26 protein-coding genes and 4 tRNA genes are annotated in these 24,834 nt (G+C 73.2%); 13 read left to right on the top strand and 17 right to left on the bottom strand.

The window, feature by feature from the left end:
* Positions 1–165 precede the first annotated feature (165 nt).
* From AAG589_RS15405 to AAG589_RS15415, 3 genes are all read left to right on the top strand, one after another.
* Positions 166–639 (top strand): MarR family winged helix-turn-helix transcriptional regulator, encoded by a 474-nt coding sequence (locus tag AAG589_RS15405; protein WP_430568156.1) that lies wholly within the window; start codon positions 166–168, stop codon positions 637–639.
* Positions 639–2,279, top strand: a complete 1,641-nt coding sequence (locus tag AAG589_RS15410; protein ID WP_430568157.1) for an MDR family MFS transporter — start codon at positions 639–641, stop codon at positions 2,277–2,279. Before AAG589_RS15405 ends, AAG589_RS15410 begins: the two co-directional genes overlap by 1 nt.
* A gap of 112 nt (positions 2,280–2,391) precedes the next feature.
* Complete coding sequence (locus AAG589_RS15415; protein WP_430568158.1) at positions 2,392–2,877, top strand: MarR family winged helix-turn-helix transcriptional regulator; 486 nt, start codon at positions 2,392–2,394, stop codon at positions 2,875–2,877.
* Positions 2,878–3,040: 163 nt separating this feature from the next.
* On the opposite strand, the gene AAG589_RS15420 is transcribed toward AAG589_RS15415, so the two are convergent.
* From AAG589_RS15420 to AAG589_RS15430, 3 genes are all read right to left on the bottom strand, one after another.
* Complete coding sequence (locus AAG589_RS15420; RefSeq protein ID WP_430568159.1) at positions 3,041–3,793, bottom strand: tyrosine-protein phosphatase; 753 nt, start codon at positions 3,791–3,793, stop codon at positions 3,041–3,043.
* A 41-nt stretch (positions 3,794–3,834) separates the two neighbouring features.
* On the bottom strand, positions 3,835–4,239 hold the full coding sequence (gene msrB / locus AAG589_RS15425) for a peptide-methionine (R)-S-oxide reductase MsrB (protein ID WP_430568160.1): 405 nt from the start codon (positions 4,237–4,239) through the stop codon (positions 3,835–3,837).
* Positions 4,240–4,310: 71 nt separating this feature from the next.
* Complete coding sequence (locus AAG589_RS15430; RefSeq protein WP_430568161.1) at positions 4,311–5,771, bottom strand: DEAD/DEAH box helicase; 1,461 nt, start codon at positions 5,769–5,771, stop codon at positions 4,311–4,313.
* A 171-nt stretch (positions 5,772–5,942) separates the two neighbouring features.
* Here AAG589_RS15430 and AAG589_RS15435 point away from each other — a divergent pair, with 171 nt between their 5' ends.
* The gene (locus tag AAG589_RS15435; protein WP_430568162.1) at positions 5,943–6,689 is read left to right on the top strand and encodes a M50 family metallopeptidase; all 747 of its coding nucleotides are present in this window, start codon (positions 5,943–5,945) and stop codon (positions 6,687–6,689) included.
* Between the two features lie 21 nt (positions 6,690–6,710).
* Here AAG589_RS15435 and AAG589_RS15440 read toward each other — a convergent pair whose 3' ends face one another.
* Entirely contained in the window at positions 6,711–7,526 is an 816-nt protein-coding gene (locus AAG589_RS15440; protein ID WP_430568163.1) for a DUF1206 domain-containing protein, read from the bottom strand.
* A gap of 200 nt (positions 7,527–7,726) precedes the next feature.
* Entirely contained in the window at positions 7,727–8,011 is a 285-nt protein-coding gene (locus AAG589_RS15445; RefSeq protein WP_430568164.1) for an iron-sulfur cluster biosynthesis family protein, read from the bottom strand.
* 259 nt (positions 8,012–8,270) lie between these two features.
* On the opposite strand from AAG589_RS15445, the gene AAG589_RS15450 reads away from it, so the two are divergent.
* Both AAG589_RS15450 and AAG589_RS15455 read left to right on the top strand, forming a co-directional pair.
* A tRNA-Lys gene (locus AAG589_RS15450) sits at positions 8,271–8,343 on the top strand.
* Between the two features lie 46 nt (positions 8,344–8,389).
* Positions 8,390–9,154 carry a glycerophosphodiester phosphodiesterase gene (locus tag AAG589_RS15455; RefSeq protein WP_430568165.1) on the top strand — a complete coding sequence of 255 codons (765 nt, stop codon included), beginning with the start codon at positions 8,390–8,392 and terminating at the stop codon, positions 9,152–9,154.
* A 24-nt stretch (positions 9,155–9,178) separates the two neighbouring features.
* Here the strand turns inward: AAG589_RS15455 and AAG589_RS15460 are convergent, their stop codons facing one another.
* Positions 9,179–9,754: an antibiotic biosynthesis monooxygenase gene (locus tag AAG589_RS15460; protein WP_430568166.1), complete on the bottom strand. Its 576-nt coding sequence runs from the start codon at positions 9,752–9,754 to the stop codon at positions 9,179–9,181.
* A 262-nt stretch (positions 9,755–10,016) separates the two neighbouring features.
* Between AAG589_RS15460 and AAG589_RS15465 the strand changes: the two genes are divergently transcribed.
* On the top strand, positions 10,017–11,249 hold the full coding sequence (locus tag AAG589_RS15465; RefSeq protein WP_430568167.1) for a M15 family metallopeptidase: 1,233 nt from the start codon (positions 10,017–10,019) through the stop codon (positions 11,247–11,249).
* 47 nt (positions 11,250–11,296) lie between these two features.
* Here the strand turns inward: AAG589_RS15465 and AAG589_RS15470 are convergent, their stop codons facing one another.
* Positions 11,297–11,641, bottom strand: a complete 345-nt coding sequence (locus AAG589_RS15470) for a metallopeptidase family protein (protein ID WP_430568699.1) — start codon at positions 11,639–11,641, stop codon at positions 11,297–11,299.
* A gap of 89 nt (positions 11,642–11,730) precedes the next feature.
* Here AAG589_RS15470 and AAG589_RS15475 point away from each other — a divergent pair.
* The 5 genes from AAG589_RS15475 to AAG589_RS15495 all read left to right on the top strand — a co-directional run bounded on the left by AAG589_RS15475 (position 11,731) and on the right by AAG589_RS15495 (position 13,005).
* Positions 11,731–11,803: transfer RNA gene (locus tag AAG589_RS15475), tRNA-Glu, on the top strand.
* 148 nt (positions 11,804–11,951) lie between these two features.
* Positions 11,952–12,025, top strand: a tRNA-Asp gene (locus tag AAG589_RS15480).
* Positions 12,026–12,076: 51 nt separating this feature from the next.
* Positions 12,077–12,152: transfer RNA gene (locus AAG589_RS15485), tRNA-Phe, on the top strand.
* Positions 12,153–12,274: 122 nt separating this feature from the next.
* Positions 12,275–12,691, top strand: coding sequence for a phage holin family protein (locus tag AAG589_RS15490; RefSeq protein ID WP_430568168.1), 417 nt, complete (start codon positions 12,275–12,277; stop codon positions 12,689–12,691).
* Complete coding sequence (locus AAG589_RS15495; RefSeq protein ID WP_430568169.1) at positions 12,688–13,005, top strand: DUF3618 domain-containing protein; 318 nt, start codon at positions 12,688–12,690, stop codon at positions 13,003–13,005. The genes AAG589_RS15490 and AAG589_RS15495 overlap by 4 nt, the downstream gene beginning before the upstream one ends.
* Before the next feature lie 51 nt (positions 13,006–13,056).
* Here the strand turns inward: AAG589_RS15495 and AAG589_RS15500 are convergent, their stop codons facing one another.
* A complete protein-coding gene (locus AAG589_RS15500) occupies positions 13,057–13,266 on the bottom strand; it encodes a BldC family transcriptional regulator (RefSeq protein WP_430568170.1) in 210 nt (69 codons plus the stop codon).
* A 409-nt stretch (positions 13,267–13,675) separates the two neighbouring features.
* Here AAG589_RS15500 and AAG589_RS15505 point away from each other — a divergent pair, with 409 nt between their 5' ends.
* Positions 13,676–13,879, top strand: coding sequence for a DUF3073 domain-containing protein (locus AAG589_RS15505; protein WP_430568171.1), 204 nt, complete (start codon positions 13,676–13,678; stop codon positions 13,877–13,879).
* Positions 13,880–14,029: 150 nt separating this feature from the next.
* Here the strand turns inward: AAG589_RS15505 and purM are convergent, their stop codons facing one another.
* The 9 genes from purM to AAG589_RS15550 form a co-directional block, all read right to left on the bottom strand.
* Complete coding sequence (gene purM, locus AAG589_RS15510) at positions 14,030–15,136, bottom strand: phosphoribosylformylglycinamidine cyclo-ligase (protein WP_430568172.1); 1,107 nt, start codon at positions 15,134–15,136, stop codon at positions 14,030–14,032.
* 90 nt (positions 15,137–15,226) lie between these two features.
* Positions 15,227–16,774 (bottom strand): amidophosphoribosyltransferase, encoded by a 1,548-nt coding sequence (purF, locus tag AAG589_RS15515; RefSeq protein ID WP_430568173.1) that lies wholly within the window; start codon positions 16,772–16,774, stop codon positions 15,227–15,229.
* Positions 16,775–16,822: 48 nt separating this feature from the next.
* Positions 16,823–17,272: a hypothetical protein gene (locus AAG589_RS15520; protein WP_430568174.1), complete on the bottom strand. Its 450-nt coding sequence runs from the start codon at positions 17,270–17,272 to the stop codon at positions 16,823–16,825.
* Positions 17,273–17,315: 43 nt separating this feature from the next.
* Positions 17,316–20,126 (bottom strand): ExeM/NucH family extracellular endonuclease, encoded by a 2,811-nt coding sequence (locus AAG589_RS15525; protein ID WP_430568175.1) that lies wholly within the window; start codon positions 20,124–20,126, stop codon positions 17,316–17,318.
* A gap of 255 nt (positions 20,127–20,381) precedes the next feature.
* Positions 20,382–20,759, bottom strand: a complete 378-nt coding sequence (locus AAG589_RS15530) for a sterol carrier family protein (protein WP_430568176.1) — start codon at positions 20,757–20,759, stop codon at positions 20,382–20,384.
* A gap of 283 nt (positions 20,760–21,042) precedes the next feature.
* The gene (locus AAG589_RS15535; RefSeq protein ID WP_430568177.1) at positions 21,043–21,870 is read right to left on the bottom strand and encodes an ATP-binding cassette domain-containing protein; all 828 of its coding nucleotides are present in this window, start codon (positions 21,868–21,870) and stop codon (positions 21,043–21,045) included.
* Positions 21,867–22,796, bottom strand: coding sequence for an ABC transporter ATP-binding protein (locus tag AAG589_RS15540; protein ID WP_430568178.1), 930 nt, complete (start codon positions 22,794–22,796; stop codon positions 21,867–21,869). The genes AAG589_RS15535 and AAG589_RS15540 overlap by 4 nt, the downstream gene beginning before the upstream one ends.
* Positions 22,793–23,797, bottom strand: a complete 1,005-nt coding sequence (locus tag AAG589_RS15545; RefSeq protein ID WP_430568179.1) for an ABC transporter permease — start codon at positions 23,795–23,797, stop codon at positions 22,793–22,795. The genes AAG589_RS15540 and AAG589_RS15545 overlap by 4 nt, the downstream gene beginning before the upstream one ends.
* On the bottom strand, positions 23,790–24,782 hold the full coding sequence (locus AAG589_RS15550) for an ABC transporter permease (RefSeq protein WP_430568180.1): 993 nt from the start codon (positions 24,780–24,782) through the stop codon (positions 23,790–23,792). The genes AAG589_RS15545 and AAG589_RS15550 overlap by 8 nt, the downstream gene beginning before the upstream one ends.
* Positions 24,783–24,834: the final 52 nt, after the last annotated feature.

Consider the following 24,834-nt stretch of genomic DNA (forward strand, 5'->3'; position numbering starts at 1 on the left):
GCGGGCCGTCGTCCTGCTCGAGAGGGTGAAGTCACACCCGGAACGCTTGCTTGCTGCAAGCACCCGGCGTATGTTTGCTGACTGCAAGCAACCGGCCGGCTCTCGGCCGCACGGCTCGTCGCCCTCCGGCCCCCGAGCCCCACCCCTTCCAGCAAAGGCCCTGGCATGCCCGTTCCCCGCTCCGCCGCGCGCGAGCTCGTGGAGACGCTCGAGGAGCTCTCCCGCGCCCAGCGCGAGGCCGCCATGCGCGTGGCGCGCGACCTGGACCTGCCCCGAGCCGGGCTCGGGGCCCTGCACCTGCTCACGCGGTGCGGGCGCGTCCAGATCACCGACGTCGCCGCGAAGCTCCGGGTCGACGTCTCCGTCGCGAGCCGCCAGATCAGCGCCCTCGTCGACGCCGGCCTCGTGCAGCGCACGGTGGACGACGACGACCGGCGCGCCCGCTACCTCGCCCTGACCGAGGCCGGCCGCCAGTTCGCGGAGGCCTCCTTCGAACGCATCGACGACCTCATCTCCGAGGTCTTCTCCGACTGGTCGGAGAAGGAGCTCGCCGACGCCACCTCCCGGATCCGCAGCGTCGCGGCCGCCCTCATCACGACCCACGACCGCGCCACCGCGCAGGAGGAGATCCCCGCCTGATGAGTCAGTCCCCCAGCCCGGCGCCCAGCGCGCCGGCCCTCTCCGCCACGCCGGCCCCGGCGATGACCCGCCGCGAGGTGCTCGAGGCTCTCTCGGGCATCCTCCTCGGTGTCTTCGTCTCGCTGCTGGCCACCACCATCGTCTCGACCTCGCTGCCCAAGATCGTCAGCGAGCTCGGCGGCTCCCAGCACTCCTACACCTGGGTCGTCACCGCCATGCTGCTGACGATGACGATCTCGACCCCGCTGTGGGGCAAGCTCGCCGACCTCACGAACCGCAAGGTCCTCATGCAGGTCGCCCTCGGCATCACGGTGGTCTCCGCCGCCGCGGCCGGCCTCTCGCAGAACATCGAGATGCTCATCGGCTTCCGCGCGCTGCAGGGCATCGGCGCGGGCGGCCTGACGGCCCTCGCGACCGTCCTGATGTCCGACATCATCAGCCCCCGCGAGCGCGGCAAGTACATGGGCCTCATGGGCGGCGTCATGGCCGTCGCGCAGATCGGCGGCCCGCTGCTCGGCGGCGTGCTGACCGACTCGGTCGGCTGGCGCTTCACCTTCTTCGTCGGCGTCCCGTTCGCCGTCGCCGCGTTCATCGTGCTGCAGAAGACGCTGCACCTGCCCGCGCTGGCCAAGCGCACCGTGAAGATCGACTACGCGGGCGCCGGCCTCATCGCCGTCGCGGTCGCGCTGCTGCTCCTGTGGGTCACCTTCGCGGGCGACCAGTTCGAGTGGCTCTCCTGGCAGACGGCCGCGATGGTCGGCGGCGCCGTCCTGGCGCTCGTCATCGTGGGCTTCGTCGAGAAGGCGGCCGCCGAGCCGATCATCCCGCTGCACCTGTTCAAGAACCGCACGTTCGTGCTCGCCGTCATCGCCTCGGCGTCCGTCGGCGTCGCGATGTTCGGCACCGCCGTGTTCCTCAGCCAGTACTTCCAGCTCGCGCGCGGCAAGACGCCGACCGAGTCGGGCCTCCTCACCATCCCGATGGTGGTCGGCACGATGCTCGCCGGCATCGTGCTCGGCCGGATCATCTCCAACACCGGCCGCTACAAGGCGATCATGGTGGGCGGCGCGGTCGTGCTGACCGCCTCGCTGTTCGGCCTGTCGACCATCGAGGTGGACACGAGCTTCGTGGTCATCTCCGTGTTCCTGTTCGGCCTGGGCCTGTCGGTCGGCGCCCTGATGCAGAACCTGGTGCTGGCCACGCAGAACACGCTGGACGTGCACGAGATGGGCGCCGGCACCTCCGGCGTCGCGTTCTTCCGCTCGCTGGGCGGCGCGATCGGCGTCTCCGCGCTGGGCGCCGTGATGGCCTCGAAGATCCAGGACGACCTGGCGACGGGCCTCGCGAAGCTCGGCATCGCCTCGGACGCGATGGGCGCGGGCTCGGGCGCCGTGCCCGACCTGGCGTCGCTGCCGGCGCCGGTGCAGACCGTCGTCGAGTCCGCCTACTCGGACGGGATCACGACGATCTTCCTGTACGCCGTCCCGATGGCCGTCATCTCGCTGATCGCGGTGCTCTTCATCAAGGAGATCCCGCTGGGCCAGCGCTCCGGCATCGAGCAGGCGCTCGCCGAGGAGAAGGCCGGCGAGGAGAAGGCCGGCGAGCAGGCCGTCGCCGCGCCCGTCGCCGAGCGGGCCTGACACCTGCGCAGCACCCGGACGGGGCCGATTTCACCCGCTGAGGCCCCGTCCGGGGGCAAGTTCGCCTGCTAGGGCACTCCCGTTTGCCTCGGCGAAGCCTCATGATGGGCGCATGCACGACGCAGCCGCACAGCCCCTGCCCGACCCGGCCACCGACCCGTTCGGCGCCCTCGAACGTGAGATCCGGGTCCTGATCCGTCGCGCCCAGTCGTCGGCGGCGCAGACCGCCCGGCGGGTGCACCCCGAGCTCGAGGCGTCGGCGTACCCGATCCTCGCGCACATCGACTCCCACCCCGGGATCCGCGGCTCCGACCTCGCCGCGCACTTCGGCGTCGGGCGCGCCACCGTGTCGCGTCAGCTGAGCCGCCTGGTGGACCTGGGGCTCGTGCACCGCGAGGTCGACCCGGAGGACACGCGCGGCCAGCGGATCACCCTGACCAGCGACGGCGCCCAGCGCTTCGCCCGGGCCCGCGACCGCCGCATCGAGATGTACAAGGACGCGTTCGGCGACTGGGACGAGGCCGACGTCGCGCAGCTCGCCACGCTGCTGCACCGCTACTCCGACGACTTCGTCCGCTGGCGCGACGCCCGCTCCTGAGCTCCCCGCTGGTCGAGCCTGTCGAAACCCCACCCCGCTGGTTGAGCTTGTCGAAACCCCACCCCCCCGCTGGTTGAGCTTGTCGAAACCCAGCACCAGGTTTCGACAGGCTCTACCAGCGAGGGGTTTCGACAAGCTCAACCAGCGAGGGATTTCGATCGGCTCACCCTGCGAGAACGAGCCGGGCGCGCAGCGCGTCCAGCGTCTCGGCGCTGCCGCCGTGCGCCCGGAACCAGGCCTCGGCGCCGCCGTGCTCGTCGAACCGGTCGAGCACGGTCTCGATCGCCCAGCCCGGCGCCGTGACGAGCTCGGGCGGCAGCTTCGCCAGCACGTGCGCGTCGGGGACGGCGAGGTTCGCCGTGACGGCGGCGCGGGCCAGCACCTCGGACATGTGCGGCCCGGTCCGCTCGTAGTCCGCGACGATCGCGGCCCGGTCGACGCCCAGCAGGGCCAGCACGAGGGCGACGGTGACGCCCGTGCGGTCCTTGCCGGCGGTGCAGTGCACCAGCACGGGAGCGTCGTCGACGGCGATCAGCCGCACCGCCTCCACGAGGTGGCCGGCACCCGCGCCGTCGAGCATCTGCAGGTACAGCTCCCCCAACCCGGGGACGGGCGCGGGCGCGGTCGCGCCCTGCATCGCGGTGCCGTCCAGCAGCGGCAGCGGCACCACCCGCGCCGTGCCCGCCAGCGGGTGCGGTTCCCCGCTCTCCCCCGGGTCGCGCAGGTCGAGCACGGTGCGCGGCGGCCACGCGACGTCGACGGGGGCGGCGTCGCCCGAGCGCGGCGCGTCCGAACGCAGCAACGCCCCGGGCACCAGGCCCGGGGCGGCTGTCGCGACGTCGCGCAGGTTGACGAGGTGGTCGGGCACGGTGGCGGGGGCGGTGCCGGGCACCGTGCCGGGCTCGAAGGCGGTCACCTGCCCGACCCTAGCCGCGGTCCCCGCGACGCGCGGGGCGGTCAGGCCTCGGCGGGCTCGAACGTCAGGCTGAGCGAGTTCATGCAGAACCGGTCGCCGGTCGGGGTCTGCGGCGCGTCGTCGAAGACGTGCCCCAGGTGCGAGCCGCACCGGGCGCAGCGCACCTCGGTGCGGAGCATGCCGTGCGACCGGTCCTCGAGCAGCTCCACCGCCTCGCCGGCCAGCGGCGTGTAGAACGACGGCCAGCCGCAGTGCGAGTCGAACTTGGTCTCGCTCCGGAACAGCTCGTTGCCGCACGCGCGACAGCGGTACACGCCGACGCGCTGCTCGTCGAGCAGCTCACCGGTCCAGGGCCGCTCGGTGCCCGCCTGCCGGAGGACGGCGAACTCCTGCGGGTTCAGCTCGACCTTCCACTGCTCGTCGGACTTGGTGACTTCGTACGTCATCTGACACCTCCGTCGTGCACAACCCGACCAGGGCCACGCCTGTTCCTGCCACCGTTGTGGGCGCGGTGCGCTCAGGCGGCGCGCCCGCCACCGGAGCCACGGCCGCGGCCGCCGCGGCGACGACGACGCGCCGGAGCCGCACCGTCCGGGCGCGCGGCCGACGAGCCGTGCCCGCCCGACGACGCCGTCTGCCCCTGGGGCCGAGCGCCCTGGCCACGGCCACCCTGACCACCCTGGCCGCCCTGACCGCGGCCGCCGCCCTGCCGCTGGCCGCCCTGCCCGGACCGGCCGGAGCCCTTCCTGGACGGCTGCTGCGGGGCCGGGGCGGGCGCCGGCTTCACGTACGGCGCCACCTCGCCGACCAACGCGGCGACGGTCGCGTCGCCCGGGGTCACCGGCTGCGGTCGGGCGTCGATCTTCGCCTTGCGGGTGAGGTCGCGGACGTCGCCGCGCTGCTCGGGCAGCATGACGGTGACGACGTCGCCGCCGGACCCGGCGCGGGCCGTGCGGCCCGAGCGGTGCAGGTACGCCTTGTGCTCGGCCGGCGGGTCGACGTGCACGACGAGCTCGACGTCGTCGACGTGGATGCCGCGGGCCGCGATGTCGGTGGCGACGAGCACCTTGACGTCCCCGGAGGAGAAGGCCGCGAGGTTGCGCTCACGCGCGCCCTGGCCGAGGTTGCCGTGCAGGTCGACGGCGGGCACGCCGGCGCCGGTGAGCTGCTTGGCGAGCTTCTTCGCCTGGTGCTTGGTGCGCGTGAACAGCACGCGGCGGCCGGTCCCGGACGCGAGCGCGTGCACCACGTGCTTCTTCGCGTCGGCGTCCGTCACCGCGAGGATGTGGTGCGTCATCTGCGGCGGCGGGGCCGCGGCCTCGTCCACCGAGTGCGTCACGGGGTTCTTGAGGTAGCGCTTCACCAGCACGTCGACGCCGTTGTCCAGCGTCGCGGAGAACAGGAGGCGCTGGCCCACGACGGGTGTGCGGTCCATGATCCGCTTCACGCCGGGCAGGAAGCCGAGGTCGGCCATGTGGTCGGCCTCGTCGAGCACGGTGATCTCGACGTCGTCGAGCGTGAGGTGCTTCTGGCCGAGCAGGTCCTCGAGGCGGCCGGGGCACGCGATGAGGACGTCGACGCCGGCGTTCAGGGCGGTGACCTGACGGGACTGGGCGACGCCGCCGAAGACGGTGGTCGTCACGAGGCCGAGGGCCTTCGCGAGCGGCTCCATCGTGGCGTTGATCTGGTTGGCGAGCTCGCGGGTCGGGCAGAGCACGAGCGCCCGCGGGCGGCCGGGGCGACGGCGCGGGCGGCCGGCGGCCGCGGCCTGCGCGGCCGACGTCGCGAGGCGCGTGACGACGGGCAGCGAGAACGCGAGGGTCTTGCCGGAGCCGGTGCGGCCGCGGCCGAGCACGTCGGTGCCGGCCATCGTGTCCGGCAGGGATGCCGTCTGGATGGGGAACGGGGTGGTGATGCCCTGGTCCGTCAGCTGGCGGACGACAGGGGCGGGCAGGCCGAAGTCGGCGAAGGTAGTCAAGAAAGAGGGCCTCTCGGGCTGGGACGTCCGAGGACGTCGAGGGTCGGGGTCCGCCGCACGTAATCCGGGGGGATCTCCACGACGCGGGGCGCGCGGACGCGCAGCCACCTGGGTCCAGTGTCTCACGACGGGCGCCCGGGTCGACAGCCGCTCCCAGGGCCGCGTGGTGGAATGTCCGGCGTGGACGACTTCCTCGCGACCGCCGGCGACGTGCTGACGCAGATCTGGACGGCCGCCACCACCCCCGTGCCGCCGCCGGCGCAACCGGTGGTGCTGGCGGCGGGCCTCGCCGCCCTCGCCGTCGTGCTCGTGACCCCGGTGTGGCGCGTCGCGCGGCACGTCGTGACGATCGCGCACGAGGGCGCGCACGCCGTCGCCGCCATGGTGACCGGGCGGCGCCTGGACGCCATCCGGCTGCACTCCGACACCTCCGGGCTCACGGTGTCCGCGGGCCGCCCCCGCGGCTTCGGGATGATCGTCACCGCGTTCGCGGGGTACGTCGGCCCGGGCCTCACCGGGCTGGGCGCCGCCTGGCTGCTGCGCCACGGCTACGCCGTCGGCCTGCTGTGGCTGCTCGTGCTGCTGCTCGCCCTGCTGCTGCTGAAGATCCGCAACTGGTTCGGGCTGTGGTCGATCCTCGTCTCCGGCGCGGCGCTCGTCGCCGTCTCCTGGTGGCTCGAGCCGGACGCGCAGGCCACGGTCGCGTACGCCGTCACCTGGTTCCTGCTGATCGGGTCCGTGCGCCCGGTGCTCGAGCTCCAGGCCCAGCGGTCCCGCGGCCGGGCCCGGCGGTCCGACGCCGACCAGCTCGCGGTGCTGACCCGCACCACCGGCATCGTGTGGGTCGTCGTCTTCCTGCTCGTCACCGTCGGCTGCCTGCTGCTCGGCGCCACCTGGATCGTCGAGCCCGCGACCTGACGCCGGCTCCCGGCCGCAGGCTCACAGGCTCGCGTACCGGGCCCGCGCGAACGAGTAGACGCCGTAGGCCGCGATGCCCAGGCCCGTCGCGACGAGCAGCGCCACCCCGAACGGCTGCTCCCTGATCGTGCGCAGCGCGTCGTCCAGGCCACCCGCCCTGTCAGGGTCGGCCGTGACGGCGGCCGCGACGAAGAGGCCGCCGAGCACGCCGAGCGCGACCCCCTTCGCGACGTAGCCGACCTGGCCGAGCCGGACGACCGTCTGCCCCGCCGCACCCCCGCCGGTCCCGCGCAGGTCGTCACGGAACGACCGACGCCAGCCCTTGACCACGTGGAAGACGCCCGCACCGACGATCACGGCACCGACCGCCGCGACGAGCCACCGGCCCGCGGGGACGCGCATGAGGTCCGCGGTGAGCCCCTCCTCCGAGCCGGCGCCCGACGTCCCGGTGGCGACCCGCACAGCGGTCCCGGCGAGCACCCCGTAGAGGACGGCCTTGCCGCCGGCCTTGACCCGCGCCCCGACCTGTCTCGCCGTGTCCGTGCCCGGCACGCCCGCCACCGCCTCGATGAGCTGCCACAGGGCGAGGCCGGCGAAGCCCGTCGCCGTCAGCCACAGGAGCAACGCGCCACCCGGGGCGTGGGCCAGCTCGCGCAGCGCGCCCTGCTGGTCGGCGCTCCCCGCCGAGGCACCGACGGCCAGGCGCACGGCCAGCCAGCCGAGGAGCAGGTGCAGCACGCCGGAGGCGACGTAGCCGGCGCGGGCGAGGGCCTGCAGTGCAGAGCTGTCCTTGGCGCTCCGAGAGGAGCGCCGGACGGCTCGGGCGGGGTCGGGCACGGGTCACCTCCGTCGGTGCCGCGGGGGCGCGGCACCACACGATGGCGCAACCGCGCCCTGGACGCCACCTCCGCGCCCGGCGGCCGCTCCCGGCACGACGACGGCCGGGCACGGAGGATCTTCCGTGCCCGGCCGTCGGAGGACCGGTCAGGCGGGGACGGAGCGCCCCCGGGAGGACGGGCCGCGCACCCGCCCGGACGTCACGCCTGGGGCGTGAGCACGAAGCCCGGCCCCTGTGCCTCCGGGTCGGTGTCGAGGGTCAGCGTCTCGAGGGCGGGCGCGGCCTGCGCCTCGACGAACACGTGGGTCGCTCCCTCCTCGTCGACGACCTGGTCGTCGGGCTGGGGCGCCGGGACGAGCGCGAGCTCGAAGTTGCCGGGCTGGCCGGCGGACTGCGCGATCCGCAGCCCGCCCTCGTCCGGCACTCCTGCCTGCTGGGCGAGGTCCTCGACGGCGGTACGGGCGTTGTCGGTCACGGTGAGCATGGACGCTCCTCTCGTCGGTCCTTGCGAACCCGTCCACCGAAACAGCACCGGGGGTCCCGGCGCAACGATGAGACGCGATCGGGACGAGATCTCCCGGTGGGTGAGACCCCGCGTGACAGCCCTCCCGGCGCGTCGATAGGTTGCCCTCCGTGACCGGATCGTGACCTTCGGTCGCGCTCCCGGCACTGCGCGCCCCGGTCTCCCGCGGGCCCGCGTACGCTGTCCGCAGCCGGCGACCGACCCACAGGCGGACGGCGGCGGGCCTCTAGCTCAACTGGCAGAGCAGCGGACTTTTAATCCGCGGGTTGTGGGTTCGATCCCCACGGGGCCCACCCCTGCACGTACCGTCGCAGACCGTCGTCGCCCCGAAGGAGCTCCGTGCCCGTCCGCGCCCAGGCCCCCGTCGTCGTCGCCCACCGTGGTGCCTCCGCCGACGCCCCGCAGAACACCCTCGCCGCGTTCGACGCCGCGGGTCGCGCCGGCGCCGCGATGATCGAGATCGACGTCCACCTCAGCGCCGACGGCGTGCCGATGGTCATCCACGACGGCACGGTCGACGCCACGACCGACGGCTCCGGCGAGGTCCGGACCCTCACCCGGGACGAGCTGCAGGCGTTGGACGCCGGCGCGTGGTTCGGCTCCCGGTTCGCCGGGCAGCGCATCCCCACGCTGTCCGAGGTGCTCGACGTCGTGTCGCAGCACCCGGGCCTGGGCGTCCTGTGCGAGTACAAGGGCCGCTGGACGGCCGAGGACGTCGCGGCGACGATGCGCGTGCTGGACGACGAACGGCTCGCGGGCCGCCTCGTGGTGCAGGGGTTCGACCCGACGACGGTGGCCGCCCTGCGCGACGTGGCGCCGCAGGTGCCGCGGTCGCTGCTGGTCGAGCACCCGCGCGACGACCTGTCCGCGCTGCTCACCGAGCTCGACGCCGCCGCCGTCAGCCCTGGTGCGGCGCTGGTCGCGGACGACCCGGGGCTCGTGCCGGCGGCGCACGCCGCCGGGCTGCAGGTCTTCGGCTGGACCGCGAACGACGAGGACACCTGGCGGCTGCTCGTGGACGCCGGCGTGGACGGCATCATCACCGACCGCCCGGCCGCGCTGCGCGACTGGCTCGAGGCTGCCGTCGCCCCCGCCCAGAGCTGACCCCGAGGCTCCGCGGGAGGGGCCTCAGCGCCGCGGCGCGTGCAACCAGCCCGAGAGGCGGCCCGTCACCCAGGGCAGCACCCAGAAGGACATGATCGGCGTGAGCACCAGCGTCGAGACGAGCACCCGCAGCACCACGGGCAGCTCGGCGAACGGCGGCACGAGCCACCCCACCAGCACGGTGAAGGCGAGGTTCACGGGGAAGAAGCCGAGCCAGATCGCCACCGACTGCTTCCAGCGGGGAGGCGCGGCCAACAGCGGCGGCCCGGTGGGCTCGTCCTGCCGCACGGGCGGGTCGAACCAGCCCTCGATGCCGGTGCGCCTCTCCACGCGGCGCTCCTCGACCAGTCCCTCGCCGGCGGCGAGCCAGCGCCGTCGTTCCGGCGACTCCTCCCACGCCTCGAGGCGGGCGGCGTCGGCGAACCGGTAGAGCATGATCCAGTCGGCGGCGCCCTCGGAGGCACGGATCCAGCCCGAGCCGAGGAAGCCGTCCCACCGGTTCGCCAGCCGGACGCCGGACTGGACCCACGCGGTGACCTCGGGGACACGGTCGGGGCTGACGGCGCGGTGGACCGCGACGGTCACGGGTGCGGAGCTCATCCGAGCATCCTGGGGCGCGACGGGGCGTCCCGCCCCTCCCCCGCGACCGGGCGGGACGGCGCGTCCCACGATCCGGGCGCCCCGGGGGGTCACCGGGATGTCCCGGCCTTCACATCTCGTCCCCGCGGTCCGCACGGGATTCGTGTCGTCTGGTCCCCTCGTTGGCCCGGAGCACCCGCTGAAACGGTTGAAGATGGAATGAGCTTCCGACCGGTGCGAGCTCCCGACAGGTTCGAGCTCCCGACCCCCGAGGACCTTCTTCATGACCGAGCACACGCCTGCGCCCCTGCCCCGGCGGCGCGACATCCACCACCCGGCGCGCACGCGCCGCTCCGACGCCCGCGCCGTCGAGCCCGCCTCCCGTTCGGGACGCCGCGCCGTGCGTGCCGGCGTCCCCGTGGCGCTCACGGTGATGGCCCTGACGACCGGCGTCGTCGTCACCGGCAACTCCACCGCCTCCGGGGAGACCCGCGCCGCGGCGTCGACGGAGCCCGAGGCCAGCTCGGTCGGCACCATCGACGCCGGCGCTTTCGGGGGCCTCTCCCCGGCGTCGGCCGCCACGGCGGCGATCGGGCGGCCCGGGCTGTCGGGTGCTGCCGGAGCGACCTCGGGCGCGGTCGGTTCGGGCACCTCGACGCCGGGTACCACGACGACCGGCACCGAGCAGGCCGCGGCCAAGACCGCCGCGAAGCGTTCCGGGGAGAAGGCTTCCCCGTCCGGCGACGACGCACTCACCGCCGCCCAGGAGGTGCTCGCCCGCGCGGACCAGGTGACGACCGAGACGCGGGGGATCCCCGCCGCGCAGCGCAAGGCGGTCGCCAAGAGCGCGGCGCACCTGCGCGACGTCGTCTCCGACGACTCCGGGGCGCAGGCCGCCTCGCGTGCCGGCGAGCGCGCCGCGCTCGACACCCGGGACGCCGACGCGGCCGACGTCGCCGACGCGACCGAGGACCTCTCCACCCTGATCGAGAAGACCGACACGAGCGCGATCAGCATCACGCCCGCGCCCGCGACGCCGGCCGAGGTCCTCGACGCGCAGGCGGCCGCCGCGCGCAAGGCCGCCGGCGCCCTCAAGAAGTACGCGGACGACACCGAGGGGTACGAGAACGGGCGCCTCGCGTCGGCCGACCTGCGCGGCCTGTCGTTCGCGTCGGGCGAGTCCCTGCGTCGTGACGCGGCCGCCCAGCTCGAGCGCCTCGACGCCGCGTACCGCGCGCGCTTCGGCACGCACCTGCAGATCCGCGACTCGTACCGCTCGTACGAGTCGCAGGTCTCGGTCAAGGCGAGCCGCGGCTACCTCGCGGCCGTGCCGGGCTACTCCGACCACGGCTGGGGCATCGCCGTCGACATCAACGGCGGCGTGGAGGAGCGCTCCAGCGCGCAGCACCAGTGGCTGGTCGCGAACGCCGCGAAGTTCGGCTGGAGCAACCCCGACTGGGCGCAGGCAGACGGCCGCAAGCCGGAGGCGTGGCACTGGGAGTACAGCCCCCTCTGACCCGCCCTGACCCGCCCTGACCCGCCCTGTCGTCGTCGGGCGTGCGGTCAGGCCCAGCCGAGCTCGTGCAGCCGGTCGTCGTCGATGCCGAAGTGGTGGGCGATCTCGTGCACCACGGTGATCGCGACCTCCTCGACGACGTCGTCGCGCGTGTCGCAGATGGCGAGGGTCGGGTTGCGGTACACGGTGATCCGGTCGGGCAGCGAGCCCGCCGCCCAGTACTGGCCGCGCTCGGTGAGAGGCACCCCCTCGTACAGCCCGAGGAGCTCCGGGTCGTCGGCGGGCGCGTCGTCCTCCACGAGGACGACGACGTTGTCCATCATCGCCGCCAGGTCCGCCGGCACCTGGTCGAGGCCGTCCCGGACGGCGTCCTCGAACTCCTCGCGCGTCATCTCCACCACGGGTCCATCCTCGCCCACCCAGAGGTCCGCATCCCCGGGTGAGGACCGCCCGTGACGCCTGGGTATGCTTGCCGGGTCCAGCCCCCATCGTCTAGCGGCCTAGGACCCCGCCCTTTCACGGCGGTAGCACGGGTTCGAATCCCGTTGGGGGTACGTCCGCAGGACGTCGGCACCGACCGGCGGCCCGCGAAACAGCGCGTCCGTGCTGGTCAGGATCCGATTTCAAGATCCCGGCGAGCATGGGGTACGCTTCTTCTCGGCTCGAAACGAGCTTCCTCGGTGGGAGTCCACTCCCCACCTTGGCCCTGTAGCGCAGTTGGTTAGCGCGCCGCCCTGTCACGGCGGAGGTCGCGGGTTCAAGTCCCGTCAGGGTCGCGCATGATGCGCCCGGTTCGTCGGCAACGGCGCCCGGGCGTTCGTGTCCAAGGCTCTGTAGCTCAGTTGGTAGAGCGTTCGACTGAAAATCGAAAGGTCACCGGATCGACGCCGGTCGGAGCCACCACCGAGACCCCCACGCCACGGCGTGGGGGTCTCGTCGTTTTGTCCCAGGAATTGCCTGGACCAGCAGGGACGGGTTGAGTGGGACCGCACGGACGATCACCTCACGCAGGATCGGAGCAGCCGATGACGGACTGGGACGACGGACGCACGCCGCCCGCCGAGCAGCCACCCTCCATGGGTCGGCTCGTGGAGCAGCTGTCGGAACAGACCACGCGGCTCGTGCGCGCGGAGGTCGCGCTCGCCAAGGCCGAGATGACCGAGAAGGCGAAGCGCTCCGGCATCGGGGTCGGGCTCATCGCCGCAGCCCTCGTCATCGTGCTCTACGCGGTGGGCGTGCTCATCTGGGCCGGGATCATCGGCCTTGCCGAGGCGTGGCCCCTGTGGCTGTCGGCACTTGTCGTCGGCGTGGCCATGCTGATCGTGGCCGGCCTCGCGGGGGCTGTCGCGGCCCGCCAGCTCAAGAAGGCGGCCCGCCGGCCCGAGACGATCGACCGGGTCAAGGAAGACGTCGACACGATCAAGAAGGGGGTGCGCCGGTGACCGATCCCACGACGCCCGAGAACAAGGCCCCGGCCCCCACGACCCGCGAGCTCGAGGACGAGGTGGCCCGGACCCGTGCCGAGCTCGCCGCCACCCTCGACCACCTCGCGACGCGGCTCTCGCCGAAGTACCAGGCGAACCAACTCGCGCGGGCGACCAAGCAGGCGGCCGGCGACGCCGGCACCTTCGTCACCGGTGGCGGCATGCCCGACACCGACCCGCGGCGCAAGCGCAACGCGCAGGTCCTCCTCGGTGCCGCCGCGGCGGGCCTGGCGCTGGTCGTGATCGTCGTCGTCCGCGCCCGGCGCCACTGAACCGCCGCTGAGCACGCCGCAGGACGCCCGCGCGGGGCGTCCCGAGGCGTCCTACTTGGTGTCCGGCGTCGCCTCCTCGGAGGCGGCGCCGAGCAGCGCGCGTACCTCCGACTCCTTGTAGCGGCGGTGACCACCGAGCGTACGGATCGACGAGAGCTTCCCCGCCTTCGCCCAGCGGGTCACGGTCTTCGGGTCGACGCGGAACAGGCTGGCCACCTCGGCAGGCGTCAGCAGAACCTCGGAGTCTCCGTGGAGCGACATCCCCTGCACCTCCTGGTACGGACCGGCCCGGGCGGCGCCCGGTGTGCGGACACGGTCTCGCTCATCCATTGTGTGCAGAAAGCGGGATTGAGGCGACTTGGGCGCCGGATGAAATCGTCCGGAACGTCCTGGCATGGGACGGCATGAGGTAGTCGTGCCCGTGCGTCCGTTCTGCCGTCCTGGTCGTGCCTCCGGACCGCTGCGAACACCGGTCGGCCTCGTGACCTGAGACACGATCCGGCGTCGATCACCCGCCCCGACGGCCGTCGATGCATCCGGCACGCGCTGCGGAGTGGAGGGAATGGCTCGCAAGCATGTACCGTTGGGATCTGAACAGACGATACTTACGCACGGGGCCGCACGTCTGGGACGTTGCCAGCCCCGCTCCTACGTTGAGGGGGTCTCAGCCATGGGCCGCGGCCGTCAGAAGGCAAAGCAGACTAAGGTCGCTCGCGCGCTGAAGTACTACAGCCCCGAGACGAACTATCACGCGCTCGAGCAGGAGCTCAAGGGCAGCGAGGGTGGTCGTACCGATGTCGCGACGGAGGATCGTTACTCCTCCGGTGACGACGAGTACGACAACCCTTACCGCTCCTGGGGCGACGAGCGCTGAGTCGTCAGCACCGCGACCCCGTCTCCGACGGGCCACGGTGACGTGCACGAAGGGCCGGACGGCAGCTGCCGTCCGGCCCTTCGTTCGTTCCCGGACCGTCGTTCGTGCGGGGAGGGCGTCACCCTCCCCGCGGCGTGCCGGTGGACGACGTCAGCGGTAGTCGCCGGTCATCCGGACGGCGCCACCCTGCACGCCCTTGGTGCCGGCGACCAGGTCCTCGGCCGGGTCGGCCGGGTCGAGGTCCGCGACCGTGCCCAGCACCCACGCCGGGACGCCGCGCGCCGCGAGGGTCGCCAGCGCAGCGTCGACGCCGTCGGCGCCCACGACCGCCACCATGCCGACGCCGAGGTTGAGCGTGTTCTCGAGGTCGCGCCGCGGCACCGAGCCGAGCTCGCGCACGGTGCGGAAGACGGCGGGCACCTCCCACGAGCCGCGGTCGACCGTCGCCACCGTGCCGGCGGGGAGCACGCGCGCGAGGTTGGCTGCGAGGCCGCCGCCGGTCACGTGGGTCACCGCGTGCACCTGCGCGGCCTGGTCCTGGGCGAGGGCGAGCACGTCCCGCGCGTACACGCGGGTGGGCTCGAGCAGCTCCTCGCCCAGCGTCCGGCCGAACTCCTCGACGTGGCGGTCCAGCGACCAGCCGGCGTGCTTCACGACGGCGCGCACCAGCGAGTAGCCGTTGGAGTGCAGGCCGCTCGATCCCATCGCGACGAGCACGTCACCGGCGCGCACCCGCTCCGGGCCGAGGACCGCGTCCGCCTCGACGATGCCCGTGGCCGCGCCGGCGACGTCGTACTCGTCGGGGGCCAGCAGCCCCGGGTGCTCGGCCGTCTCGCCGCCCACGAGGGCCGTGCCGGCCACCTCGCAGGCCTGCGCGATGCCGCGCACGATGTCGGCCACGCGCTCGGGGACGACCTTGCCGGTGGCGATGTAGTCGGTCATGAACAGCGGCTCGGCGCCGACCACGACGATGTCGTCGACGACCATCCCGACGAGGTCGAACCCGATCGTGTCGTGCTTGTCGAGGGCCTGGGCGATCGCCACCTTGGTGCCGACGCCGTCGGTCGACGTCGCGAGCAGCGGCTTGCGGTACTCGCGGATCGCCGAGAGGTCGAAGAGCCCCGCGAAGCCGCCCACGCCGCCGAGGACGGCGGGGCCGTGCGTGCGGCGCACCGCGTCCTTCATCAGCTCGACGGCCTTGTCGCCCGCCTCGGTGTCGACGCCGGCCGCGGCGTAGGTCAGGGGTTCGTTCGTCACTGTGGCTCCCAGGCCGGTGGTTGAGCGTGTCGAAACCACCATCGGTCGTCGGACGGTGACTTCGACAGGCTCAGCCACCGGGGGATCTGATCAGGGGTGCTCGAGCGCGGAGCCGCCGCCGGCCCCCACGGAGACCTGCGTGAGCCCGTCCTCCGGGGCGCCGAGCGGCAGCTCGGCCTGCTCCAGCAGATGCTTGCCGAGCTGGTCGGCGGTGGGGAGCTCGATCGGGTACTTGCCCGTGAAGCAGGCGGCGCACAGCTGGGACGCCGGCTGCTCGGTGGCGGCGATCATGCCCTCGGTCGAGATGTAGCCGAGGGAGTCCGCGCCCAGGGACTGCCCGATCTCGTCCGGGCTGAGGCCGTTCGCGATGAGCTCGGCCCGTGACGCGAAGTCGATGCCGTAGAAGCACGGCCACTTCACCGGCGGGGACGAGATGCGCACGTGCACCTCCGCCGCGCCCGCCTCGCGCAGCATCCGGATCAGGGCCCGCTGCGTGTTGCCGCGCACGATCGAGTCGTCGACGACGACGAGGCGCTTGCCGCGGATCACTTCCTTGAGCGGGTTGAGCTTGAGGCGGATGCCGAGCTGGCGCAGCGTGTCGGACGGCTGGATGAAGGTGCGGCCCACGTAGGCGTTCTTGGTGAGGCCCTGCCCGAACGGGATGCCCGACTCCGCGGCGTACCCGACGGCGGCCGGCGTGCCGGACTCCGGCGTCGGGATGACGAGGTCCGCCTCCACCGGGTGCTCCCGGGCGAGCGTGCGGCCCATCTCGACGCGCGACGCGTGCACGGAGCGCCCGTTGATCGTGTTGTCGGGGCGGGCGAGGTAGACGTACTCGAAGACGCAGCCCGCGCGCTCCGGCTCGGCGAACTTCTCGGAGCGCAGGCCGTCGGCGTCGATCGTGATGAGCTCGCCCGGCTCGACGTCGCGCACGTACGACGCGCCGACGATGTCCAGGGCCGGCGTCTCGGACGCGACCACCCAGCCGCGCTGCAGGCGGCCCAGCACCAGCGGGCGCACGCCCTGCGGGTCGCGCGCCGCGTACAGCGTGCCCTCGTCCATGAAGACGAGCGAGAAGGCGCCGCGCAGCTTCGGCAGCACCTCGAGCGCCGTCTGCGCGAGGGTGTGGTCGGCGTCGCCGGCGAGCAGGGCCGTGATGAGCGCCGTGTCGGTCGTGTTGCCACGCGCCAGCTCGCCGCGGCGCTGGGCGCCGTAGCGCTCGGCCACGAGGTTCACGAGCTCGGCGGAGTTCGTCAGGTTGCCGTTGTGCCCGAGGGCGACGGTGCCGCCCGCGGTCGCGCCGAGCGTCGGCTGGGCGTTCTCCCAGGTCACGCCGCCGGTGGTGGAGTACCGGCAGTGGCCCACCGCGAGGTGGCCGGTGAGGGCGTCGAGCGCCGTCTCGTCGAAGACCTGGGACACGAGGCCCATGTCCTTGTAGACGAGGATCTGCTCACCGTTGCTGGTGGCGATGCCCGCGGACTCCTGTCCGCGGTGCTGCAGGGCGTACAGGCCGAAGTAGGCGAGCTTCGCGACCTCCTCGCCGGGGGCCCAGACCCCGAAGACGCCGCACGCGTCCTGGGGGCCCTTCTCGCCGGGCATGAGGTCATGGTTCAGGCGGCCGTCAGGGCGCAAGGGCATGGTTCGAGTATCCCACAGGGCCCCGGTGCCTCGACCGGCCCGGACGCGTCAGCGGCGGCGCAGGCTGCGCCGGTCGGAGATCACCGCGATCAGCCCGCCGACGCCCAGGCCCAGCGCGATACCCCCCAGGATGGTCACCGACACGTAGACGCCGGGCTTCATCAGGGTCTCGGCCGAGCCGGAGACGTCGATGAGCCAGGTCGAGAAGATCAGCCCGACGACGGCGCCCACCAGGGCGCCCATCCACAGGAAGACCGGGTACTTCGGGGCGCGGCGGACGCGGTCCGGGTCGACCAGCAGCGTCACGTCCTGCGGCTCCTGCCCGTCGTCCGCTCCCTCCGGGCCGGCGCCGCGCGCGGCCCCGCCCGCCTCGGCGGCCGAGGGCTCGGCGGGCGACGTCGCGGGGTGCTCCGACGGGGCCTCGGCGTCGTGCGCCGGGGCGTCGGCGGCCGCGCCGTCGGGTGCCGGGGCGTCCTGGTCGGGGGTCGAGCTGCTCACCCCTCGAGCCTAAGCCACCCACCGGCACCCGACGGCCGCCCGGTCAGGCGGCGCCCAGGTCCTTCCAGGGCCCCCACGACGTCGCGCCGGGCTCGTCGTGGCGGGAGTACCACTGCGCCTGCCACCGGTGCCCGTCGTGCACGACGACGTCCCCCTTGCCGTACACCGCGGTGCTCGTCCACGCCGCGAAGGTGCCCGCGGACGTCACGACCGGGGCGCCGACCTCCGCCCACGGGCCGTACGCCGACGCTCCGGGGCGGTCGCCGCGCGACCACCACAGAGCCTCGAAGAGCCCGCCCTCGAACGCGACCCGGTCGCCCTTGCCGTACGTGGCCTTGGCCTCCCAGGCCGGGGCCGCCGGCGCGAGGTCCAGCCCGACGAGCAGCGGGTCGTGGTCCGACGACCGGAACGGGGTCTCGTCGTACAGGATCGTGGCGTTGTAGTTGTACCGGCTGTACTCGTTCGCGATCGGCTCGTAGGCGTTGACGTTCCAGATGTCGGTGCCGGTCACCCGGTCGATCAGCCCCGGCGACGCGAGCGCGTGGTCGAGCGAGCCGACCGCGCCGTCGAACGCGTAGGTGTACTCGCCCGTGGTCGGCCCCAGGTCGGTGTACCCCGCGTCCGTGAGCACGGCGACCGGGTCCTCCTGCTCGTAGGAGTTGAGGTCGCCCACGAGCAGCACCGCGTCGGAGCCGGCGTCCTCCGCGACGTCGTCGGCGAAGGCCACCAGCGCGGTCGCCTGCCGCACCCGGGACTCGTTCGAGGCGCCCTGGCCGTCGCCGCTGTCCGCGTCCCCGGGCCAGGGGCCGGCCGACCCCTTCGACTTGAAGTGGTTGGTGATGACCACGACGTCGTCGCCGGGGTCCGCGTCGACCCCGCCGGCGGGCTGGAACACCTGCGCCAGCGGCTGGCGGGCGTTGCCGAACGCCTCCGGGTCGTCGAGGATCCGCGACTCCCCCACCGGCTCCGCCCCCGCGGTGCGGTAGACGAAGGCGGTACGGATCACGTCCTCGCTGTCCGGCAGGTCGGACGGCGACGCGACGAACGCCCAGGTGCCCGCGCCGTCGTGCCCGTTGAGCGCGTTCACGAGGTCGGAGAGCGCCTGGTCGCGGTCCTTGCCGAAGGCCGCCGAGTTCTCGATCTCCTCGAGCCCGACGACGTCGGCGCCCAGTGCGGAGATCGCGGCGACGATCTTGGTCTGCTGCCGCTCGAGGTCCTCGGCCTCGGCGGCGCCGCGGGCGTCGCAGCCGTCCTGGACGGTGACCGGGTCTCCGGCACGGTCGGTGTAGTAGCGGCAGCCCGTGAGCTGGTCGCCGGTCGTCGTGAAGTAGTTGAGCACGTTGAACGTGCCCACCTGCAGCGTGCCGCCGACGTCCTCCGGCGACGCCTCGCGGGTGTCCTCGAACGTCGCGGGCTGCACGTCGGCGGCGACGTCCGGCGTGAGCCGGTGCTGCGGCTGCAGCCCCCAGGCGTCGTACCGGTAGTCCAGGACGACGGGGCGGGTGAACGTGACGGCGGCGCCGACCCGGACCGGGTCGCCGCCCGTGAGCCACGGCAGCGGCTGCGACGAGTTCGCCGCCGAGCCGTAGTTCGTCGACGCGCCGTCGTCCAGCAGGACGGCGCGCGCCGCGTTGTCCTCGGCCTGCTGCTTCGCCTCCACCGACCCCGGGCGCCCGGCCGTCGTCGGCTGGACCAGCGGCGAGTCGCCCGCGGCCAGTCCGATCGTGCCGTAGAAGTTCGTGTCGTAGTTGTCCGTGACGGTGAAGTCGCCCTGCGGCGCGAAGAGCATGCCCTCCAGCGCCTCGCGCTCGGCGTCGGTCGCGGGCCAGGCGGTGGCCAGCGGCTCGACGGCGCCGGGCTCGTCGAGCGTCGTCCACGAGTCCGCGGTGACCTCGGTGAGCCCCTGGTGCTCGCTGACCTCGCCGGTGACCTCGACGTGGTCGCCGACCTCGAGCTCGGCCGCCGCGGCGCGGGAGTACACGAACACGGCGTCGGAGGCGCCGGGCGTCGCGTCGTCGGCAGGGTCGCCGCCGGTGCCCGCCGTCTGCAGGTAGAGGCCGTCGAACCCGCCCGTCGGGAAGGTAGCGGTCACGACGCCGGTGGTCGTCACGGTCTTCCCTGCCAGCGGCGACGTCGCGCCGGTGCCCTGGATCTCGGCGATCGTCGCGTCCTGGCCCGGGCCCGGGTCGGTGCCCGGGTCCGTGCCGCTCGCGGCCGGCGTCGGCGCCCCTGCGGCGAAGTCCGCGGCGTTGTCGGCGGTGTGCGCGTGGTCGCGGCGCGCGACCGACGTCGCGTTCGTCGTCGCGGGCGCGGGGCCGGAGCCGGCGAAGGCGTTCGCGGTCGGGCCCCAGCCGACGAGGTCGACGACCGCGTCCGCCGTCGCGCAGTCGGCGCCCGCGCAGGAGAGGCGGTCCGTCGAGCGCACGAGCGCGACCTTGGCGCCCGTGCCGGACATGGCGATGGTCCCGGTGACGTCGGGGGCCGGCAGCGCGGGGAGCGACGTGTTGGCGCCGGTGGCCTCCGCGACGAGGAACGACCCGCCCGCGGGGATCTGACCCGCCAGGTTCGTCTGGGCCCCGTTGGCCCAGGTGCCGGTGGCGGACGCGTACTGCACGGACCAGCCGTCGAGGGACACCGGCTCGTCCGTCGGGTTGTACAACTCGACGAAGTCCTGGTTGTACGCGGCGCCGCTGTTCCCGCCGCCCCCGTACACCTCGTCGATGACGACGGGCGCGTCGGGTGAGACGGCGGCGGACGCCGGGGCGGCGAGGGCGGCGCCCAGCGGGAGGACGAGCGCCGCCGCGGTGGCGGCGGCGAGCGGTCCTCGGTGGCGGGCGGGAGGGGTAGGGCTCACGGTGGCTCCTTCGCGGCGGACGTGGTGACGTCACCTCAGCAGACCCGCGTGAACCACGGTTGAACCGCAGGTCACCGGACGTCGTCGTCCGACAACCGGCGGGTGCCTGCCCGGTGCCGCTGAACGTAGCGGACAGGGCCCGCGCACGCGCCCCGAACTACCTCACCGCCCCACGAACTACCTCGCGGTGCCCGGGACTACCTCGCGGTGCCCGGGACTACCTCGCGGGATCTCGAACTACCTCGGCAGGGGCGGTCAGGGGCGGGGGCGGCGGGCGGCCTGCAGCGGCAGGAGCGCGGACAGGTCGGCGCGCTCGCCGGACGCGCTCACCCGTCCCGACGCGACGGCGTCGGTCCACGCGACGTGCCCGGTGGCCAGGCCGAGCCAGGTCGCGACGTCGGTCTCCACCACGTTGGGCGGGGTCCCCCGCGTGTGCCGCGGCCCGGCCACGGCCTGCACGGCCCCGGCCGGCGGCACCCGCACCTCCACGGAGTTGCCGGGCGCGACGTCGGCCAGCTCCTCCAACGTGAAGCGCACGGCGGTGGTCACGACGGCGCGCGAGGTGTCCCCGCCCAGCCACGCGGCCACGGCCGCCCTTCCGGCAGCAGGATCCGTCCGTCGTCGCGCAGGCACGGCAGCACCCTAAGCCTCCCCACCCACCCGCCGACGACGTCCCCACTGTCGCGCCGTCGCCCACGCAGGACGCCGCTACCCGCGCCCGGGTCGTCGAACGACGCGCGCAACGAAGCGAAGGAGGCGCCCCCTGAAGGAGCGCGAGAGCCGAAGGACGAGCGTGGGTCGGGGGTTCCTTCGCGCGGACGTATCCCTCCCGAAGTGGAGGGCGCCCTGGCGCCCGTGAACGCGTCCGCGCGAAGGAACCCCCGACCCACGCGGCAGCGAGGCGAGGATCGACCGGTCAGGAGGCGGCCAGCTCCGCCCGCACCTCCTCGCGCAGGCGCCCGTGCCGCGACGGCTCGGGCGCGGCAGCGAGCAGCGTCTTCGTGTACTCGTGCTGCGGGTTCAGGATGACGTCGTCGGACGGCCCCCGCTCCACGATGTCCCCCCGGTACATCACGAGGATCTCGTCGCTGAAGTGCCGCGCGGTGGCGAGGTCGTGGGTGATGTACAGGACGCCGAGGTTCTCCTCGCGCTGCAGCCTGGCGAGCAGGTTGAGCACCCCGAGCCGGATGGAGACGTCGAGCATGGACACGGGCTCGTCGGCGACGAGGAACCGCGCGCCGGGCGCGAGGGCCCGCGCGATGGCGACGCGCTGGCGCTGCCCGCCGGACATCTCGTGCGGTCGTTTGACGGCGTAGAGCTCGGGCGGGGTGAGGTTGACGCGCTCGAGCAGGTCGTGGACGGCCGGCTCCAGCGCCTGCCCGGCGGCGACACCGTGGATGCGCAGCGGCCGCTCCAGGTGGTGCGCCACCGTGTGGTACGGGTTGAGCGACGCGAACGGGTCCTGGAACACCATCTGCACCTGGTGCCGATAGCTCGACAGCGCTCGGCCGCGACGCCCGATCGGCTGTCCGTCGAGCAGGATCTCGCCGGTCGTCGGCGTCTCGAGCTGGGAGATCATCTTGGCCACGGTCGACTTGCCGGAGCCGGACTCCCCCACGAGGGCGATCGTCTTCCCGGGTTCGAGCGTGAACGACACGTCGTTCACGGCGCGCAGGGTGCCGCGCCGGACGCCGCTCCGGACGGTGAACTCCTTGACGAGGTTGCGGACCTCGAGGCTGCTCATGACGCCTCCCCCTCGGCGGCGTCGGTGCTGACGCCGGTGCGGACGAACGAGCCGCGGTCGCCCGTGAGGCTCGGGAACGAGTTCAGCAGCTGGCGCGTGTAGGGGTGCTGGGCCCGCGCGTAGACCGACTCGGACGTGTCGAGCTCGACGATGCGGCCGGCGCGCATGACGGCGATGCGGTCGCTGATCTCGAGCAGCAGCGGCAGGTCGTGGGTGATGAACACGACGGCGAAGTTGAACCGCTCGCGCAGGCGCATGATCTCGCGCAGGATGCCCCGCTGGACGACGACGTCGAGCGCCGTCGTGGGCTCGTCCATGATCATGACCTGCGGGTTGAGGGCCATCGCCATGGCGATCATGACGCGCTGCCGCATGCCGCCCGAGAGCTCGTGGGCGAAGCTGTCGAGGCGCCCCGGGTCGACGCCGACGAGCGCGAGCAGCTCCGCCGAGCGCGCGGCGCGCTCCGCCTTGCCCATCTGGGGCCGGTGCGTGGTGAGCACGTCACCCAGCTGCTTGCGCACGCTGATCACCGGGTTCAGCGAGTTCATCGCCCCCTGGAAGACCATGGAGACCTTGTCCCAGCGGAAGGCGCGCAGCGCGTCGCCGGAGAGCGAGACGACGTCGATGTCGGAGCCGCCCGCGTCGTGGAACGTCACCTCGCCGGAGCGCAGGATGGCCGGCGGCTTGAGGAGCCGGTTGAGGCCGTAGGCGAGGGTGGTCTTGCCACAGCCGGACTCGCCGGCGAGGCCGAGGATCTCGCCCCGGTGCAGGGTCAGGGAGACGTCGTCCACGGCGCGGACGGGCGGGTCCACCTCGTACTCGATGGACACGTGCCGGGCGGTGAGGACCGGCTCGAGGTGGGCCACGTGCGCGGCGTGCGTCGGCGACGACAGCGGGCCGGTGGTCGTGGTGGCGGTGGCGGTCATGCGTCGACCCTCTCCTTGTCGGCGGCGACGGGCTGCGTCGTGACGCGGCGGCCGAGCCTGTCCTTGCCGGCCTTGCGCGCCTCGCGCACGCTCTTCGCGGCGGCGGGGGCGAGCCGCAGCTTCGGGTTGACGATCTCGTCGATCGCGAAGTTGACGAGGGAGAGGCCGGTGCCGAAGAGGGCGATCATCAGGCCCGGCGGCACGAACCACCACCAGGCGCCACGCGTGAGCGCGCCGCCGCCCTGCGCCTCGTTGAGCATCGTGCCCCATGTGATCGAGCCGTTGGGCCCCAGGCCCAGGTAGGACAGGCCGGCCTCGCCGAGGATGGCGAGCACGATCGCGAACAGGAACTGCGACGCCAGCAGCGGCAGCAGGTTGGGCAGCACCTCGACCCCGATGATCCGCGGGGTCTTCTCCCCCGCGACGCGGGCCGCGGAGACGTAGTCGCGCACCCGCAGCGACCGGGCCTGGGAGCGCAGCACGACGGCCGGGCCGGCGAAGGCGGTGACGCCGAGGATGAGGGCCACGACCCACAGGCTGCGCACCTGCAGGTAGCTGGCGACGACGATCATCAGCGGCAGGCCGGGGATGACGAGCATGATGCCGGTGACGAGCGAGAGGAACTCGTCGGTCCAGCCGCGCAGGTAGCCGGCGACGACGCCGAAGAGGAGCGCGAGGAGGATCGCGACCACCCCGGCGGAGACACCGACGATCAACGAGCCGCGCGCGCCCTCCGCGAGCTGGGCGAGCACGTCGTAGCCGAGACTGGTGGTGCCCAGCCAGTGGCCGGGCTGCGGCGGCAGCAGCGCGTCGTTCCCGGAGCTGCGGGGGTCCTGCGTGACGAACGGGCCGACGATCGCGAAGAGCACGATCGCCCCGATGAGGATGAGCCCGGCGAGGAGCTTGCCCGACAGGGAGGGCATCATCTGGCGGACGCCCGACTTCTTGACGGGTGGCGTGGCGGGTGCGCTGGTGGGTGTGGTGGTGTCGGTGTCAGTCATGGTGCCGCGTCCTCGGGTCCAGGAAGCCGTAGATGAGGTCCATGAGGAACAGCGCCGCGAGGACCGCGAGAGTGATGACGAGGAACACGCCCTGCATGAGCGCGTAGTCGTTGTTGCGCACCGCCGTGATCATGAGCTTGCCGACGCCGGGGTACGTGAAGACCTGCTCCATGACGAGGGAGCCCGCGACGACGAAGCCGAGCGAGACGCCGAACCCCGCGAGGGAGGGCAGCGCGGCGTTGCGCATCGCGTACGTGGTGAACACGCGGCGGGGCCGCAGCCCCTTGGCCTCCGCCGTCGTGACGTAGTCCTCCGACAGCGTGGAGACCATCATGTTGCGCATCCCGAGCAACCAGCCGCCCACCGACGAGATGACGATCGTCACCGCCGGCAGGAACGCGTGGTAGAGCACCGAGCCGACGAACGCCCAGCTCCACTCGGGCCCGTTGAAGTGGAAGACGTCGTAGGCGCCGATGATGGGGAACCACTGGAGGCTCACGGCGAACACGAAGATGAGCACCAGGGCCACCCAGAAGTAGGGCAGCGACTGCAGCATCGTCGTGCTGGGCACGAGGCTGTCCACCCAGGTGCCGCGCTTCCAGCCGGCGAGCGCGCCGAGGCCGATGCCCAGCACGAACGAGATGATCGTGGCCGTGCCGACCAGGCCGAGCGTCCACGGCAGCGCGTCGCCGATGAGCTCGGTGACCGGCGTCGGGAAGTTGGTCACGGAGACGCCCAGGTTGCCGGTGAGGACGTTCTTCCAGTACGTGAGGTACTGCTCCCACAGGGTCTGGTCCTCGGCCGCCCCCAGCAGGAGCCGGATGCTGTTCTCCGTGCCCGCCGGGATCCCGCCGGCGCGCTGCAGCTTGGCCATGAGGATCGAGAAGGGGTCGCCCGGCAGCAGGCGCGGGATGAAGAAGTTCAGGGAGATCGCGGCCCACAGGGTCACGGCGTAGAAGCCGATCCGTCTGGCGTAGAACTTCATGGGGTCGGGCCGCCCTTCGGTGTCGCGGGCATGCGGCTCCTCCTCGTCGTGG

This window comes from Isoptericola sp. F-RaC21 (genome assembly GCF_038593535.1).
Lineage (GTDB): Bacteria > Actinomycetota > Actinomycetes > Actinomycetales > Cellulomonadaceae > Isoptericola.

What these genes read in the sequence shown, in the direction of transcription:
- AAG589_RS15465 (WP_430568167.1), top strand. Translation starts at nt 10,017, where the DNA reads ATGACCGAGCACACGCCTGCGCCCCTGCCCCGGCGGCGCGACATCCAC.
- AAG589_RS15470 (WP_430568699.1), bottom strand. Translation starts at nt 11,641, where the DNA reads ATGACGCGCGAGGAGTTCGAGGACGCCGTCCGGGACGGCCTCGACCAG.
- AAG589_RS15540 (WP_430568178.1), bottom strand. Translation starts at nt 22,796, where the DNA reads ATGACCGCCACCGCCACCACGACCACCGGCCCGCTGTCGTCGCCGACG.
- AAG589_RS15410 (WP_430568157.1), top strand. Translation starts at nt 639, where the DNA reads ATGAGTCAGTCCCCCAGCCCGGCGCCCAGCGCGCCGGCCCTCTCCGCC.
- AAG589_RS15505 (WP_430568171.1), top strand. Translation starts at nt 13,676, where the DNA reads ATGGGCCGCGGCCGTCAGAAGGCAAAGCAGACTAAGGTCGCTCGCGCG.
- AAG589_RS15490 (WP_430568168.1), top strand. Translation starts at nt 12,275, where the DNA reads ATGACGGACTGGGACGACGGACGCACGCCGCCCGCCGAGCAGCCACCC.
- AAG589_RS15460 (WP_430568166.1), bottom strand. Translation starts at nt 9,754, where the DNA reads ATGAGCTCCGCACCCGTGACCGTCGCGGTCCACCGCGCCGTCAGCCCC.
- AAG589_RS15415 (WP_430568158.1), top strand. Translation starts at nt 2,392, where the DNA reads ATGCACGACGCAGCCGCACAGCCCCTGCCCGACCCGGCCACCGACCCG.
- AAG589_RS15445 (WP_430568164.1), bottom strand. Translation starts at nt 8,011, where the DNA reads ATGCTCACCGTGACCGACAACGCCCGTACCGCCGTCGAGGACCTCGCC.
- AAG589_RS15535 (WP_430568177.1), bottom strand. Translation starts at nt 21,870, where the DNA reads ATGAGCAGCCTCGAGGTCCGCAACCTCGTCAAGGAGTTCACCGTCCGG.
- AAG589_RS15405 (WP_430568156.1), top strand. Translation starts at nt 166, where the DNA reads ATGCCCGTTCCCCGCTCCGCCGCGCGCGAGCTCGTGGAGACGCTCGAG.
- AAG589_RS15500 (WP_430568170.1), bottom strand. Translation starts at nt 13,266, where the DNA reads ATGTCGCTCCACGGAGACTCCGAGGTTCTGCTGACGCCTGCCGAGGTG.
- msrB (WP_430568160.1), bottom strand. Translation starts at nt 4,239, where the DNA reads ATGACGTACGAAGTCACCAAGTCCGACGAGCAGTGGAAGGTCGAGCTG.
- purF (WP_430568173.1), bottom strand. Translation starts at nt 16,774, where the DNA reads ATGCCCTTGCGCCCTGACGGCCGCCTGAACCATGACCTCATGCCCGGC.
- AAG589_RS15550 (WP_430568180.1), bottom strand. Translation starts at nt 24,782, where the DNA reads ATGAAGTTCTACGCCAGACGGATCGGCTTCTACGCCGTGACCCTGTGG.
- AAG589_RS15545 (WP_430568179.1), bottom strand. Translation starts at nt 23,797, where the DNA reads ATGACTGACACCGACACCACCACACCCACCAGCGCACCCGCCACGCCA.
- AAG589_RS15435 (WP_430568162.1), top strand. Translation starts at nt 5,943, where the DNA reads ATGTCCGGCGTGGACGACTTCCTCGCGACCGCCGGCGACGTGCTGACG.